We start from the raw sequence: 13,876 nt of genomic DNA, 5'->3' as shown, positions 1-13,876 counted from the left end.
AACCGGCAGGTATAAGTGTTTTAGGCCGGCCTAAATTGATACATGGAAGACGAAGTCGATTCTCGCGGACGGAGTGTTTCACGACGGCGGCTCGTGCAGGGCGGGGCCGTCCTCGGAACCGCATCCGTAGCCGGATGTTTCGGGATGTTCAACGACGACGACGGGAACAACACGCCCCAGAACGCGAACGTCTCGGACTTCCGGGGGACGGGACCCCTGGTCGAGGGTAACTTCCGTGGCTCCGGCCGGTTGGCTTCGGGCCGTCCCTACCCCGGTGGTACGTCGATCAACGATCTGCCCGACCTCTCCGGCGACCTCGCCCTCTACATCGGCGGTGGTGAGGGTGGTATCTACACCAACCTGATCAACAAACTCGAGAGTATCTACCCGGATTTCTCGGTCCAGCCCAGCAGCAACGACTCCGCGTCGCTGGCACAGACCATCGTCGAGGAGGTCGACGCCGGCGCGTCCCAGGCCGACGTCTTCTGGTCCATCGACGCCAGTTCGCTGGGTTACGTCGCGGACAACGACGCGTACGACCCCCTCTCGGACGAGGCCGTCGGCGCCGTCGCCAACTCGCAGTTCGTCGGCGACGACAACGCCTGGGCCGGCGTCGCGGGTCGCGCGCGAGCCGTCCCGTACAACACCAACCGGTTGAGCGAATCGGACGTCCCGAACAAGGTTCAGGAGTTCCCGTCGACGAGCGCGCTCCAGGGGTCGATGGGCTGGGCCCCGACCTACGGCGCGTTCAAGTCGTTCGTCACCGCGATGCGCCTCGTCCGCGGCGAGGAGGCGACCCGCCAGTGGCTGGTCGACATGCGTGAAGCCGGGACGGAACGCTACGGCAACGAGTACGCCGTCTCGCAGAACGTCGCCAACGGGTCGCTGGCAGCCGGGTTCGCCAATCACTACTACGCGCTGCGCGTGAAGAACCAGCGCCCCAACGCGCCGTTGGAACTCGCGTTCACCGAGGGCGACGCAGGCGGTCTCGTCAACATCTCCGGCGTGATGAAGGTCAAAGGGACCGACAAGGGCGATCTCGTCGACAACTTCGTGCGCCACCTGCTGTCGGCCGAGGCCCAGGAGTTCTTCGCGACGGTCAGTTTCTCGTATCCGATGATCAAAGGAGTCAAGCCCGTCGCGGGCCTGCCGACGGTCGACAAGCTCAGCCCGCCGGACATCGACCTCTCGGAGTTGTCGAACGTGCAAGAGACAATTGAGTTGATGGAGTCAGCTAACGTTTCCCCATGAGCGGCCAGGAGGACCTCGAGCGGATGAGCGGTCGATCCCCAGACAGGTCCTCCACCGTCGACTCCGGGCTCACCATGCTCGGCGCGGCCATCGCCGCGGTCCTGGTGCTTCCGATCGGCTGGCTCGCCATCGACGCGGCGGGCCTCGGCTGGACGGCGGTCGAACTCGCAATCGAGTCCCGGACGACCGGGGTACTGGTTCGAAGCGTCGCCCTCGTGTCGGTCGTCACCGCCGCGAGCATCGTCCTCGGCGTGGCGCTGGCGCTGCTGACCGTGCAGGGCGATCTGCCCTTCTCGCGGTTCTGGACGATCCTCTGTGCGTTGCCCCTGGCAGTGCCCAGCTACCTCGGTGCCTTCGCGTTCGTCTCGGCGTTCGGGCCCAACGGGGCGTTCGCGAACGTGCTGGCACCCTTCGGCGTCGACTCGCTTCCCTCCGTGTACGGCTTCGCCGGCGCCGCGTTCGTACTGACGCTGTACACCTACCCCTACGTGTTCCTGACGACGCGAGCGTCGCTACTCTCGCTCGACGGCACCCTCGTCGAGGCAGGGCAGACGCTAAACTCGGGCCGCTGGGAGGCGCTCAAACGGGTCACCGTCCCCCAGATCCTCCCTGGTATCGCCGCCGGGTCCCTGCTGGTGGCGCTCTACACGCTGGCGGACTTCGGAACGCCAAATATCATGCGGGTGGAGGTGTTCACACAGTTCATCTACGCGCAGTACAACGCCTTCGCCCGGGACTACGCGGCCGTCCTCTCGCTCCAGTTGCTCGGCGTCACGGCGGTCATCCTGGCCATCGAGTCCCGCATCGGCGTCGACGAGTCCGGGGCCTACGAGAGCGGGGGTAACCGCGGCGCGGTCGACCTCGACCTCGGTGCGTGGCGGTACCCCGCACTGCTGGTTCCGGTGGCCGTCTTCGCCGTCGCCATCCTCGTGCCCATCGGCATCTTCGGCATGTGGCTCACCCAGGGTGGGCCGGGCTACGAGGCCGGGCAGGTGGCGTTCTCCTGGGAATACGGCTGGAACTCGGCGAATCTCGCGTTGCTCGCGGCTGCGGCGTCCGTGGTCGTGGCACTCCCCATCGCCATGGCGTCGGCCCGGGCGGACTCCCGGCTGGCGGCGCTGGCCGACCGCGCGTCCTACGTCGGGTACGCGACGCCGGGCATCGTGCTGGCTATCGCTCTGCTCAGTCTCAGTCTCGATCTCCTGCCGACCCTCGCGGACCTGACGGGCGTCGACGCGGTCGGACTGTTCTACAAGACCATCCCGATGCTCGTGTTCGCGTACGTGGTCCGGTTCATGCCCCAGGCGATCGGGTCGATCCGGACCTCGACGCTCCAGGTCGACCGGGAACTGGTCGAGGCGGCACAGACGCTGGGGCGGTCGCGGCTGAGCGCCTTCCGGTCGGTGACGCTCCCGCTGATCCTCCCGGGCCTGGCCGCCGGCGCGGCGCTGGTCTTCCTGACGACGATGAAGGAGTTGCCCGCGACGCTGATGCTCCGCCCGCTGGGCTTCGACACGCTCGTGACCTACATTTGGCGGGTGCAGGAGGCAGGCTTCTACGGCCAGGCGGCGGTGCCGGCGCTGCTCCTCGTCGTCGTCTCCGGCCTCTCGATGGCCGTCATCCTCTCACAGGAAACAGGTGATTCATGATGACCGAGTCAACTCAGACACAGACGCGGACGGAACGGATCGTCGCGGCGACCCCCGACGAACAGAATCAGTCACGCGAGGTCGTCCTCGAACTCGACGGCGTGACGCGGACGTTCGGTGACGAACGCGCCGTCGCAGACTTCTCGTTGTCGGTCGACGAGGGCGAACTGCTCACGCTGCTCGGGCCCTCCGGCTGTGGCAAGACGACGACGCTTCGCCTGCTGGCGGGGCTTCTCCGTCCCGACAGCGGTACCATCGCCGTCGACGGGGAGACCGTCGCGGGCAACGGACAGTTCGTCGCGCCCGATCAGCGCGACGTGGGTCTGGTCTTTCAGGACTACGCCCTCTTCCCCCACCTCTCGGTCGGCGAGAACGTCGCGTACGGCATCGAGGACTGGGACAGTGACGCACAGGACGCCCGGGTCGACGACCTGTTGGAGCTGGTCGGTCTGTCCGACTATCGGTCGGCGAGTCCCGAGGACCTCTCGGGCGGCCAGCAACAGCGGATCGCGCTGGCGCGCTCGCTGGCACCGGAACCGGACGTCCTCCTGCTGGACGAGCCGTTCTCGAACCTCGACGTGTCCCTGCGCAAGCAGATGCGCGAGGAGGTCCGCCGCATCCTCAAAGAGACCGGTGTCACCGCGCTGTCGGTCACGCACGACCAGGAGGAGGCCCTCTCGATCAGCGACCGCGTGGCAGTCATGTCCGAGGGTCAGATCGAGCAGGTCGGGCGGCCGGAGATCGTCTTCCAGCAACCCGAATCGCGGTTCGTCGCGGAGTTTCTCGGTCAGGCCGGCTTCATCTCCGGCCGCCTCGACGAACACACCATCGAGACGGGGCTGGGGACGCTCGACACCGACATGATCCAGGGGCTCGGCCCGGAGTACGACGGGGCGGAGATCGACGTGCTGGCACGGCCCGACGACCTGCGGGCGATCCCGAGCGAAGACACCGAGGGCGACGGCGAGATCGTCGAACGCGAGTACACGGGCCCCTCGTTCGTCTACACTGTCGAACTCGACTCGGGTGACGTGGTGTACTGCGAACACAACCACTCCGACCACCTCGACCTGGACCGTCGCGTGAGAGTCGACCTCGTCGCCGACCACCGGCTCGCCTGGTTCCCGACCGAGAGCGATGGCCTCCGGGACGACTGAGAGCCGGTCGCGGACGTGGCGCGTCGGCGTCGTCGCGCTCGCCGCCGTCGCCGCGATCGCCATCTGGGTTCTCGCCACCCGCCTGTTTCCGCACCACTCGCTGAACCACGACGAGGCGGTCTACCTCCAGCAGGCGGCGATGTTGCTCGACGGTCGGCTGTTTCTCTCCCCGCCGGTCGAGGACGTCTTCCGTCCCTGGTTTTTCGTCCAGGACGGGGGCCAGCTCTACTCGAAGTACGCGCCGGTGGTGCCTGCGTTGTTCGCCGTTGGACAGTTGCTGGGCACGCCACGACTGGCACTCGCCGGCATCGCCGCTGCCAACGTCGCACTGATCGGGCTGATCGTCCGGCACCTGTTCGACCGCCGGACGGGCCTCCTCGCGGCCCTGTTCGTGCTCGCGTCCCCGCTGTTCCTGATCGACTCGGCCGTCTTCCTGCCGTACGCGCCGACGACGATGCTGAACCTCACGTTCCTCTACGCGTACCTCCGGGCCGGGAAGAGCGGGGACCGGCGCTGGGCCGGGGCGGCCGGCGCGGCCGTCGGACTGGCCTTCTTCGCTCGGCCGTACACTGCGGTGCTGTTCGCCGTGCCCGTGATCGGCCACGCGCTCTGGACGCTCTCGCGCGAGCGCCGCGACGCGCTCCCGCGACAGATCCTGACCGCAGCGTTCGGGCTGGCCGGTGTCGCACTCTCGCTCGGGTACAACGCCGTCGTGACCGGTTCGCCGCTGGTCTTTCCTTACCAGGCGTTCGCGCCGAAAGACGGCCTCGGCTTCGGCTATCACGAGATTCTCGGGCACGACGTGGAGTACACCGTCGGCCTCGCCCTCCGGTCGAACGCAGTGGTGCTCGAACAACTGACGACGACCTGGGTCGCGGGCGGCCTGTTCGGGACGGCGCTGGCAGTCGGCGGCATCGCCGTCGCGGTCAGGCGCGGGCTCTCGGCCCGGCAGGGAATCCTCGCCGGACAGATCGGGACGATCGTCGTGGGCAACGTCTACTTCTGGGGCAACTACAACGTGCTTGGTGTGCTGGAGCGGGCCGGCGACGGACTGATCGCCTCTCACGGTCCCTACTACCACTTCGACCTCCTCCTTCCGTTCGGGGCGTTCGCGGCCGTGGGAACACTGGCGCTGGTCGGTACCGTCCGGGAACTGGCGCGAGAGCGGTTCGCCCCCGGGGCGGTGCAGGCGGTGGTCGTCGGCGTGGTCCTCGTGACCGCGGCCGTGCTGGGCACCGCGACGGCGGCGAAGGTCGAGCGGCCAGTAGAGATGAACGCGCTCGCCACCGAGACCTACGACCGGGCCTACGAACCGTTCGAGGAGCGGTCCCTCGACGGCGGGCTGGTCCTCCTCCCGACGCCGTACGGCGACTGGCTGAACCACCCGTTCCAGTCGCTCCGGAACGACCCGGACTTCGACGGGGAGACAGTCTACGCCATGGACGAGCGCCCGTTCGCGGTCGTCGACGCGCATCCCGACCGGCGGCTGTATCGATACACGTTCCGTGGTGAGTGGGAACCGTACGACGGCGCGCCGCGAGGCGCGGCCATCCAGCCCGTCGATCACGCGGCCGGTGAAACGGTCACGCTGAACGCGACGGTCGGCCTCCCAGCGACCTACCGGACGGTCTCGGCGACCCTCACCGCCGACGATGAGAGCGTGACGGTCGTCGCGCGCGACGCGTCGAACCCGGCGACCGCCCGGGTCCGCTTCGCCGACGGGGCCGCGCGACTGGTCGGCCCGGCCTGGCCGTCCCGGGATCCCATCCCGTACGACGACCCGGCGGAGGTGTCGTTGACTCTCTTCGTCGACAGCGGTCCCGGGGCGAGTTTCAGTTACCGGTTCGAGACCCCGGTCAGCCGGGAGCAGGGGCGTATCCGGGCGCTCACGCCCCGGGTCGAACGCTGCGTCGCCATCGGCGAGTGTGGCGGGGAAGCCGGCTACGTCCCCGGCCTCTCGCCCGACTGGGCGTCGGTCCGGACGAACCTGACGGTCGGAGAAGACAACCGATAAACCGCCGAAAGACCACTCGTCTCTATGGAACTGACCCGACGGGATGCCGTCGCGGCGCTGGGGGCTGTCGGCGTCGCGGGCGGTGCGCTGGCGCTGTCGGAGTCGGGGGACGACGACGCCGGGAACGAGGACCGAAGGACGACCACGCCGACCGGTTCCGAGGAGGAGACACCGAGTCTTTCGGAGCACGAACTGACGACCGCGGTGGCGGTCGCGGAGGCGATCTATCCCTCCGCCCTCGAGGACGTCGAGCGCTTCGTGACCGACTTTCTGCGTGGGCGCGTCGCTGACGACCCCGACCGGGCGACCGAGATCCACGAGACCGTGACCTACCTCGACGACTACGTGAGTACGTGGTACGACGTGGACGCCTACGCGTCGCTCTCACGGGCGAACCGGACGGAAGCGTTCGAGCGCATGAACGCGGACACCATCGATCCCGACCCCGACGGTGGGAACGTCCAGCGCGTGCGCTACTACCTGATCAACGACCTGCTCTTCGCCCTCTATGCTTCCCCGACCGGTGGGGAGCTGGTCGGCATCGAGAACCCCCAGGGTCACCCCGGTGGGACGACCAGTTATCGGCGTGGCCCGCAGTCGGGGCCCCAGAACTAGCCGCGGTCAGCGCAGTCGTTCTTCGACCGAGACCGTGACGATGGACTTGGCGATAGCGTAGCCCCCGCTGATCGGGTCGAGTTTCGTCTCGCCCGCGCGCTCGCCGTACTCGATAGGGATCTCACACACGTCGTACTCCCGCATCAGGGGACGGATCAGCAGTTCCGCCGACAGGCCCGTGTTCTCGGTCCAGTCGATCTTCTCGATCACTTCGCTCCGGTAGGCACGCATCCCCGTGGTCGTGTCGTGGACCCGTTTCCCGAGCAGGACGCTCGCCAGCGCGGCGAAGGCGTGGTTCCCGAAGCGGTTGAACGCCGGCATGGTGTCGGCACCGTGGTAGAGGCGGTCGCCGCTGACCACGTCGTAGCCCTCGTTGATCCGGTCCAGGAAGTCGGGCAACCGCTCCATCGGGTACGTGTCGTCGCAGTCGGTCGTGACCACGACTGGGTCGTCCGCAGCCTGGAGCGCCGCCTCGACCGCGACACCGTAGCCCTGGGGCTCCTGTTCGACGACCCGCGCACCGTGCTCGCGGGCGATCTCCGGTGTCCGGTCGTCGGATCCGTCGACACAGACGACCTCGGCACGGCCGCCGGTCACGTCGTCGATGTCCTCGAGGACCGTACCGATCGCCGCCTCCTCGTTGTACGTTCCCATCACGACGCTCAAGTCGTCGAACGTGAACCGCTCGTGCTCCGCACGCGCCTGCTGAAGACTCATTGTGTACCCGTCTGCACGTGGGCCTCTTGAACTTTTAGGTTCGCCAAAACTAGTGTCGGCGAACCGACCAGACGGTGCGGGTAGTCGGTTAGAGCCACTCGGCGAACCAGTCGGCGGCGACCGTCGCAACCGCTTCGAGTTCGCCCGGCTCCTCGAAGAGGTGGCCCGCGCCCTCGACGACGTGCAGTTCCGCGCGGCCGGGGAGGCGGTCGGCCGCCGTCCGATTGGACGACAGCACCTGTCGGTCTTCACTGCCGACGATCAACAGTGTCGGCGCGCGAACCGACGTGAGCGCGTCCGCGGCGAGGTCGACCCGTCCACCCCGGGAGACGACGGCACTGATTCGTTCACCGAAGCGAGCGGCGGCCCGGAGCGCCGAGGCTGCGCCCGTACTCGACCCGAAGTAGCCGAGCGTCGGGTCCGCCGTCGCGACTCGCTCCCGGGCCCACTCGGTCACCGCGACGAGCCGGTTCGTCAACAGGGGGACGTCGAAGCGGTTGCGCCGGTTCCGATCCTCCCGTTCGGTCAGCAGGTCGAACAGGAGCGTCCCGACTCCCCGCGAGCGTACGGTGTCGGCGACGAAGTTGTTTCGCGGACTCTTTCGACTCGACCCGCTCCCGTGGGCGAACACGACCAGCCCGTCCGCGTCGGCCGGCATCTTCAGCGCCCCCTCCAGCTCGACGCCGTCGACCGGAATCGACACGAGGTCTTGAGACTCCTGACTCATGCTCCCGTGGACGTGACCGGCGTCCTTCAGCGGGTGGGATCGTTGCGGCCGGGCGTACGGACCGATTATACGTGCCACTTCGTTAGCAGACACCGACAATCACCGCGGGATTCTTCGGCGGGTCAATCGAAGATTCTGGTGTCGGCGAACCACTAGCCAACGGCCAGTTCGGTGCGGGGAACGGACAGATCACGGATATTAGAGGCGTCGTCACCAGGGCGTTCGTAGCGTTCGGTCCAGACACGAGTGTCTCGACGCTCGTCGGTACCGTCGAGGATCACGACGTGCAGGGAGCGATCGTCGAGGGAGACGCGTTCGAGGGCGTCGTCACGCGCCGACAGCTCGTCACCTCCCGCCGGCAACCGAACGAGAAGCTCCGGTCGCTGGCGTGGTCGGTTCCGCGACTCGGACCCGACGAGGACGTCCACGACGTCGCGCGGCTGATGATCGACAGTGACACGCGACTCCTACCCGTCTCCGAGGATGCGGAACTCGTCGGTGTGGTCACTGCCGACGACATCCTCGCGGCAGTACAGTCGTCCCCCGACGCGGCGACGGTTGGCGAGGCCGCCACCCGGGAACTGATCACGCTCACTCCGGACACCGCGGTGAGCGAGGCACTCCACCGCTTTCGCGAGAACCGTATCGCCCACCTGCCCGTCGTCGACGACGGGTCGACCGTGGGTATCCCGAGCCTGTACGACGTAACGGACCTCGGATCCAGCCACCGGGCGCGAACCGGGGCGGGAACGCCGGCGATACCGACAGCGTTGTGGGTTCGCTCGAGAAGCGCGCCGGCCGTACGCGGAGCGGCGGGTTCGGTTCGCGCGGAGGTGAGCGCCGAGTGGCCCTCGCCATTCCCGTACGGGACGTGATGGCCTCACCGGTCCGGACAGTTCACCCGGACGCGACCCTCGACACCGCCGTCGTGGAGACGTTCGACATCGACGCTTCCGCGCTGGTGGTCACGGCGAACGGCGAACCGTACGGCATCCTGACCGGGACGGACGTGCTGGATGCGCTCACCTGGGAAGCCGGCGGCAACCGGGCCGTCCAGATCAGCGGCTCCGACCTGATCGAGGACGTCAGTTACGACGAGGTCGCCGAGATGATCGAGCGGTTCGACGAACGCGGGCGGGGCACGAACGTCTTCGACGCGACGATCCACGTCCAGGAACGCGACGAGCAACGACTGGGCTCGCCCCTGCTGCTCGCAGGAATCCGCCTGCACACCGACCGCGGCCTCTACACGGCCTCCGGCGAGGGGTACGCTGCCATGCACGCCCTCGACGAGGCCCGGGACGTCATGGAGCGACGCATCCGGGACGAGAAGGCCCGCGGCCACACCAAGGAACACCCCGACGAGGCGTTCTGGGAACGCCGGTTCGGCTGGCTGCTCGAAGAGTGACAGGGGCCCTGGAACCGTTCGGGATATCGACACCCATGCAAGCGGTTATCCGTGCTAACGTGGGACGATATCACATGCAGGGGCTCCGCTGGACTTCCCTGACCGACGGTGAGATAGAGACATTCCTCGGACGCGGCGGGGTCGGTGCGCTGTCGTTCGCGACCGGATCGGACCGGCCACCCGTCTTGCGCCCGGTCTCGTACGGGTACAACGCAGCCACGGGCAACCTCTTTTTCAAACTCTCCGTGCCATCCGGCGCGGAGAAGAGAGCCGTCCTCGACAACCCGGTCGCGTTCACCACGTTCGGCCGGGTCGACGGACGGTGGTGGAGCGTCGTCGCTACTGGATCGCTCGAAGTCCTCGACGAGTTGCCGTACGACGCCAGCGCCGTCCACGAGCTGTGGGACGTCCGCATCCCCGCGGTCGACATCTTTGACCGCCCCCGCGACGAGGTCGCGTTCCGGACCGTCAGGCTGGTGCCGGACCGTGTCTCCGGACGGAGAGAAGTGCCGTCCGAGTGACGGCGACGGAACCGTCGGGGCCGAGTATTTGTGGCTGTCGCCCGTTTCGGTAGACATGCCGAAATTCGTCCTGTACGGTGGAAAGGGTGGCGTCGGCAAGACGACGTGTGCGGCCGCGACCGCGCTCGAACTCGCGGGCCGTGGCGAACGGACGCTGCTCGTCTCGACCGACCCGGCACACTCGCTTGGCGACGCGTTCGACGTGCCCCTGACCGGCGAACCGACGGCCATCGACGACGACCTCTGGGGCGTCGAGGCAGACCCGGAGCAGGGACAGGCGGCCTACCAGGAGATCGTCGCGTCGCTGGCCGCCGACTTCCGGGACGCCGGCATCGCCTTGACCGACGAGGACGTCGAACGACTGTTCCAGGCCGGATTCGTCCCGGGGAGCGACGAGATCGCCTCCCTCCAGTTCTTTCTGGACTACGCCGACGACGAGTGGGATCGGGTCGTCTTCGACACCGCACCGACCGGGCACACACTCCGGCTGTTGACGCTGCCGGACGTCCTCAGCGAGTCGCTCTCGACCGCGACGAAGGTCAGAGGTGAGGTCAGGCGGCTCGTGGACACGGCCCGCAGTATGGTGATGGGCCCGGCCGCCTTCTGGGGGAAAGGCGATGGCCAGGACGAGATCGAGGCGTTTCGCGACCGGATGGACCGTGTCGCCGGACTCCTCCGAGACCCCGAGCGGACGGACTTCCGTGTCGTCCTCCTGCCCGAGACGCTGGCTATCGAGGAAACGCGGCGACTCGTCGACCGACTCGAATCGTACGACGTGCCCGTCGAGACGTTGCTCGTCAACCGTGTGCTGGAGACGGCCGAGGACGGGTGTCCGCGGTGTCGGGACCGCTACGAGAGTCACCAGCGCCAGCTGGACCGCATCCGCGAGGCGTTCTCCGACAGGGCGATCCAGGTACTCCCGGACCTCGGCCCCGAAGCCTACGGTCGCGACGCGCTCGAACGGCTGGCCGACCGGATCGACATCTGAACGGCGGGTCAGTCAGTCGGCCGACGCCGAGCCGACGGTGAGGACCGGCACTGGCGCCGACCGGACGACCTTCTCCGTGACGCTCCCCAGCAGGTATCGATCCAGTCCGGTCCGCCCGTGCGTTCCCATGACCACGAGGTCGATGTCGTGCTGGTCGACGTAGTCGAGGACGGCACGGTAGGGCGACCCCTCCCCGACCACCCCTTCGACGGTGCCGACGTCGGCGGCTTCGGCAGCGTCGATCACTTTCTGAATCGCCCGCTCACCGGTCGTTTCGAGCGATTCGAGGACTTCCGGGCCAGCCGCTTCGTCCGTCGGCGGTTCCTCGACCACGTAGAGGGTGTGCAAGGCCGCGTCGTATTGCTTCGCGTGATCGATGGCGTGTTCGACCGCCGCCTGTGCCGTGTCGCTCCCGTCGGTCGGGACGAGTATAGAATCGTACATAGTGGTCGTTCCACGTCCCGGGCAAAAGGCGTACCGTGAGTTTTCACCGGCCTGTAACGACCGGAACGGACACCGGTTCGGCAGTACGCGGTGCGGGGCTGCTATTCGCGCGCCGGTGACACGTTCACGCCGAGCGCTCGCGCGAGCGCCTGGACGAACGCTGTACCGGTACGGTGGCGCGCGTTCGGATCGCTGTGCATCGCTTTCCCCACACAGTCGCTCACAGCCGCTGGCAACTGGGCGAGTTCGTGCGGTGGTGTGAGGTCGCCTTCCCTGATCGCAGTCGTGAAGTCCTGGCGGGTGTGGTACGGTTCCGTTCCAGTCAGGAGCCAGTACGCCACGGCTCCGAGCCGGTAGACCGGCGTCGTCGGCGTCGCTTCCTGGCGAAGTTGCTCGGGCGCCATGTACCGACTCGCGTCGTATCGGTCGACGGCCTCACTCACCCGTCGATGGAGACCGAGACCTGACACGCTGGGGGACGGTCCGGAATCCGACTGGTCGCGTCGCAGGCCACCCGGATCGACGCCCGAAGCGTCCGCCGTGTCGACTCCGATCCTGTCGGGTTCGAGGTCAGTCCGGTAGATACCGCGCTGCTGGGCGGCCGTGACAGCCGACCCAAGTCCCGTCAGGAGTCGGATCCGCTCGCGGGTCGACGTGTTCTCCCGGAGGTCCGCGATCGGCGTGGCGCTCGCCTCGAAGACGACCCACGTCGCGGGTTCGCCCCCGGTTTCGTGGATCGTCGCTACGGTCTCGTGCTCGGCCAGCGTCCGCCAGGACTCGACCGCGTCCCCGAACACGTGTTTGAGCGTCCGATGGTCCTGATGGTCCGGGTTCAGTATCAGGACGTGCGCCCGCGTCTCGTCCCAGGGGGTCCGGTAGCGGTAGACCGGTCCGTCGACGTCTAGCGCTTCCAGCTTCGTGATGTCGGGGATGACGGAGGCCAGTGTGTTCATGACCTCGCTCGCCTTTTGTCCCTCCTCGTCGACGGATTCCGATTCCGTTCGCAGGGCTTCCTCGGGCGGCGGTGCCGGCCGCTCGACGCTCGCGGGTACCTGCCCACGCTTGAACCGGACGCCGGACTTCGTGATATCGTGTCGGAGGAATCGGTGATCCCGCTCCGTCTCGAGTTCTCCCTCGCGCGTGTAGAACTCGACGGTCCTGAAGTCGTACTGTTCCAGTACCAGTTTGCCGAGTTGGTACGCCCCCTCGGTCGAGTCCGAGGCCTGGAAGACGAAGTGGTCGTCTTTCGCCGTCACGACCCACGACCGGAGCAGGTCGCTGTACTCGACGGCGAGCGTCTCGAAGGCTGGATTCCAGTAGAGCCCACCCACACTTCGTTCGGTGTCCCACCGCAACAGACAGGGATGGCGACGACGCTTCAGAACGCGCTGGCCGTCTCGCATCGCGTCGATCCGCGAGTCGTACGTCCCGAACGTGAAGACACCGTCGTCGGGGTCGTCGGTCCGTCGGTAGTACTCGCGAACGATCCACTCCCCGTCGCGTTCGATGGCCTCCAGCGGTCGCTTGCACGGCGGCGGATCGACAGCGCCGATCCGGACGCCGGACGTCGTGTCGTCACCCATTCTGCAGTTGTCAACACTTCGGAACCACTCGACTTAGTGGTTCGTGCCGAAACGATCCCGTAACCGCCGCCGACGGATCGCCCGCTCCGGAGTGTTCACGCGGACGCGCCGTACCCGGCCTCGTCGACCGCGTCGTCGAGCGTCCCGACGTCGGCGTCTCCCTCGACCGTGATGGTTCGAGTCGTGCGCGCGTCCGGTCGGTCGAGGATCGGTTGGTTTCGCCTTCGGGCGCGAGACGTGTGGAAACCGACGAGCACGCTCGAATCCAGCCGTTGGACAGGACACTCGCCGGGGTGCGCTGCGGGTTTCAGGACGTCCGAACTCGCCGGAGACGTATCGCTCTGGAAGTCGTTTTCGGCGGATGAGAAGTGCGGTCCCGTATTGTGGTCTCAGTTCGCACACGGGCGGCTCTATCGACGGGTATTTATGTACCACCCTCATCGAATGAAATGCACACGACGGATGGCGGCGAGCGGAGGTCGCCCGCTACGCCATCCACACCCTAGACGAGTTTCCTCGTCGATGATGGCGTTGTGAGCGAGATTCCACGCAGTGGCGTCTCGCTCCCCACGACCGTTCGTGGGGCGGACGAAAGTATGAGGATTCCACCCCTGCGGCCTCGCCGTACAGATGGTATCTGATGTGAGCCTCGACAGTTCGGTGATACACTATCGAATATCTCGATACCTCGTCACCGAATGACGGACACATAGCGTGTCTCCGCCAGCCCCCCATGATTGGGGAATGCATTCCGGTTGATCCTGCCGGAGGCCATTGCTATCGGAGTCCGATTTAGCCATGC

The 13,876-nt window shown here is 67.2% G+C and carries 12 protein-coding genes and 1 pseudogene; 8 read left to right on the top strand and 5 right to left on the bottom strand.

What is annotated here, in order from left to right:
• Positions 1-42 precede the first annotated feature (42 nt).
• Genes EAF64_RS08730 through EAF64_RS08710 form a run of 5 tightly spaced genes read left to right on the top strand, consistent with a single transcriptional unit; the run spans position 43 to position 6,686 of the window.
• Entirely contained in the window at positions 43-1,251 is a 1,209-nt protein-coding gene (locus EAF64_RS08730) for an extracellular solute-binding protein (RefSeq protein ID WP_129068605.1), read from the top strand.
• A complete protein-coding gene (locus EAF64_RS08725) occupies positions 1,248-2,900 on the top strand; it encodes an ABC transporter permease (protein ID WP_129068604.1) in 1,653 nt (550 codons plus the stop codon). The genes EAF64_RS08730 and EAF64_RS08725 overlap by 4 nt, the downstream gene beginning before the upstream one ends.
• Entirely contained in the window at positions 2,900-4,057 is a 1,158-nt protein-coding gene (locus tag EAF64_RS08720) for an ABC transporter ATP-binding protein (RefSeq protein ID WP_129068603.1), read from the top strand. Before EAF64_RS08725 ends, EAF64_RS08720 begins: the two co-directional genes overlap by 1 nt.
• Positions 4,038-6,071 (top strand): ArnT family glycosyltransferase, encoded by a 2,034-nt coding sequence (locus tag EAF64_RS08715; RefSeq protein ID WP_129068602.1) that lies wholly within the window; start codon positions 4,038-4,040, stop codon positions 6,069-6,071. The genes EAF64_RS08720 and EAF64_RS08715 overlap by 20 nt, the downstream gene beginning before the upstream one ends.
• 24 nt (positions 6,072-6,095) lie before the next feature.
• Positions 6,096-6,686 carry a gluconate 2-dehydrogenase subunit 3 family protein gene (locus EAF64_RS08710; RefSeq protein ID WP_129068601.1) on the top strand — a complete coding sequence of 197 codons (591 nt, stop codon included), beginning with the start codon at positions 6,096-6,098 and terminating at the stop codon, positions 6,684-6,686.
• A gap of 6 nt (positions 6,687-6,692) precedes the next feature.
• Here EAF64_RS08710 and EAF64_RS08705 read toward each other — a convergent pair whose 3' ends face one another.
• Together EAF64_RS08705 and EAF64_RS08700 are read right to left on the bottom strand one after the other, a co-directional pair.
• Complete coding sequence (locus EAF64_RS08705) at positions 6,693-7,403, bottom strand: dolichyl-phosphate hexose transferase (protein ID WP_129068600.1); 711 nt, start codon at positions 7,401-7,403, stop codon at positions 6,693-6,695.
• Between the two features lie 88 nt (positions 7,404-7,491).
• The gene (locus tag EAF64_RS08700) at positions 7,492-8,130 is read right to left on the bottom strand and encodes a dienelactone hydrolase family protein (protein ID WP_129068599.1); all 639 of its coding nucleotides are present in this window, start codon (positions 8,128-8,130) and stop codon (positions 7,492-7,494) included.
• Between the two features lie 188 nt (positions 8,131-8,318).
• On the opposite strand from EAF64_RS08700, the pseudogene EAF64_RS21730 reads away from it, so the two are divergent.
• The 3 genes and pseudogenes from EAF64_RS21730 to EAF64_RS08685 all read left to right on the top strand — a co-directional run bounded on the left by EAF64_RS21730 (position 8,319) and on the right by EAF64_RS08685 (position 11,047).
• Positions 8,319-9,538: pseudogene (locus EAF64_RS21730) on the top strand (CBS domain-containing protein).
• 74 nt (positions 9,539-9,612) lie between these two features.
• Positions 9,613-10,059 (top strand): pyridoxamine 5'-phosphate oxidase family protein, encoded by a 447-nt coding sequence (locus tag EAF64_RS08690; RefSeq protein ID WP_129068598.1) that lies wholly within the window; start codon positions 9,613-9,615, stop codon positions 10,057-10,059.
• 55 nt (positions 10,060-10,114) lie between these two features.
• Positions 10,115-11,047: an ArsA family ATPase gene (locus EAF64_RS08685; RefSeq protein ID WP_129068597.1), complete on the top strand. Its 933-nt coding sequence runs from the start codon at positions 10,115-10,117 to the stop codon at positions 11,045-11,047.
• A gap of 12 nt (positions 11,048-11,059) precedes the next feature.
• Here EAF64_RS08685 and EAF64_RS08680 read toward each other — a convergent pair whose 3' ends face one another.
• The 3 genes from EAF64_RS08680 to EAF64_RS20925 all read right to left on the bottom strand — a co-directional run bounded on the left by EAF64_RS08680 (position 11,060) and on the right by EAF64_RS20925 (position 13,331).
• A complete protein-coding gene (locus tag EAF64_RS08680) occupies positions 11,060-11,491 on the bottom strand; it encodes a universal stress protein (RefSeq protein WP_129068596.1) in 432 nt (143 codons plus the stop codon).
• A 101-nt stretch (positions 11,492-11,592) separates the two neighbouring features.
• Complete coding sequence (locus EAF64_RS08675) at positions 11,593-13,074, bottom strand: hypothetical protein (RefSeq protein ID WP_129068595.1); 1,482 nt, start codon at positions 13,072-13,074, stop codon at positions 11,593-11,595.
• 95 nt (positions 13,075-13,169) lie between these two features.
• On the bottom strand, positions 13,170-13,331 hold the full coding sequence (locus EAF64_RS20925; RefSeq protein ID WP_193767624.1) for a hypothetical protein: 162 nt from the start codon (positions 13,329-13,331) through the stop codon (positions 13,170-13,172).
• Positions 13,332-13,876 lie beyond the last annotated feature (545 nt).

The sequence above is a fragment of the Halorientalis pallida genome (assembly GCF_004118325.1).
Lineage (GTDB): Archaea > Halobacteriota > Halobacteria > Halobacteriales > Haloarculaceae > Halorientalis > Halorientalis pallida.
This window is presented reverse-complemented; position numbering and strand designations above follow the sequence as displayed.

Bases quoted from the DNA above. Each gene is read 5' to 3' on its own strand.
- EAF64_RS08730 (WP_129068605.1), top strand. From the start codon at position 43: ATGGAAGACGAAGTCGATTCTCGCGGACGGAGTGTTTCACGACGGCGG.
- EAF64_RS08725 (WP_129068604.1), top strand. From the start codon at position 1,248: ATGAGCGGCCAGGAGGACCTCGAGCGGATGAGCGGTCGATCCCCAGAC.
- EAF64_RS08720 (WP_129068603.1), top strand. From the start codon at position 2,900: ATGACCGAGTCAACTCAGACACAGACGCGGACGGAACGGATCGTCGCG.
- EAF64_RS08715 (WP_129068602.1), top strand. From the start codon at position 4,038: ATGGCCTCCGGGACGACTGAGAGCCGGTCGCGGACGTGGCGCGTCGGC.
- EAF64_RS08710 (WP_129068601.1), top strand. From the start codon at position 6,096: ATGGAACTGACCCGACGGGATGCCGTCGCGGCGCTGGGGGCTGTCGGC.
- EAF64_RS08705 (WP_129068600.1), bottom strand. From the start codon at position 7,403: ATGAGTCTTCAGCAGGCGCGTGCGGAGCACGAGCGGTTCACGTTCGAC.
- EAF64_RS08700 (WP_129068599.1), bottom strand. From the start codon at position 8,130: ATGAGTCAGGAGTCTCAAGACCTCGTGTCGATTCCGGTCGACGGCGTC.
- EAF64_RS08690 (WP_129068598.1), top strand. From the start codon at position 9,613: ATGCAGGGGCTCCGCTGGACTTCCCTGACCGACGGTGAGATAGAGACA.
- EAF64_RS08685 (WP_129068597.1), top strand. From the start codon at position 10,115: ATGCCGAAATTCGTCCTGTACGGTGGAAAGGGTGGCGTCGGCAAGACG.
- EAF64_RS08680 (WP_129068596.1), bottom strand. From the start codon at position 11,491: ATGTACGATTCTATACTCGTCCCGACCGACGGGAGCGACACGGCACAG.
- EAF64_RS08675 (WP_129068595.1), bottom strand. From the start codon at position 13,074: ATGGGTGACGACACGACGTCCGGCGTCCGGATCGGCGCTGTCGATCCG.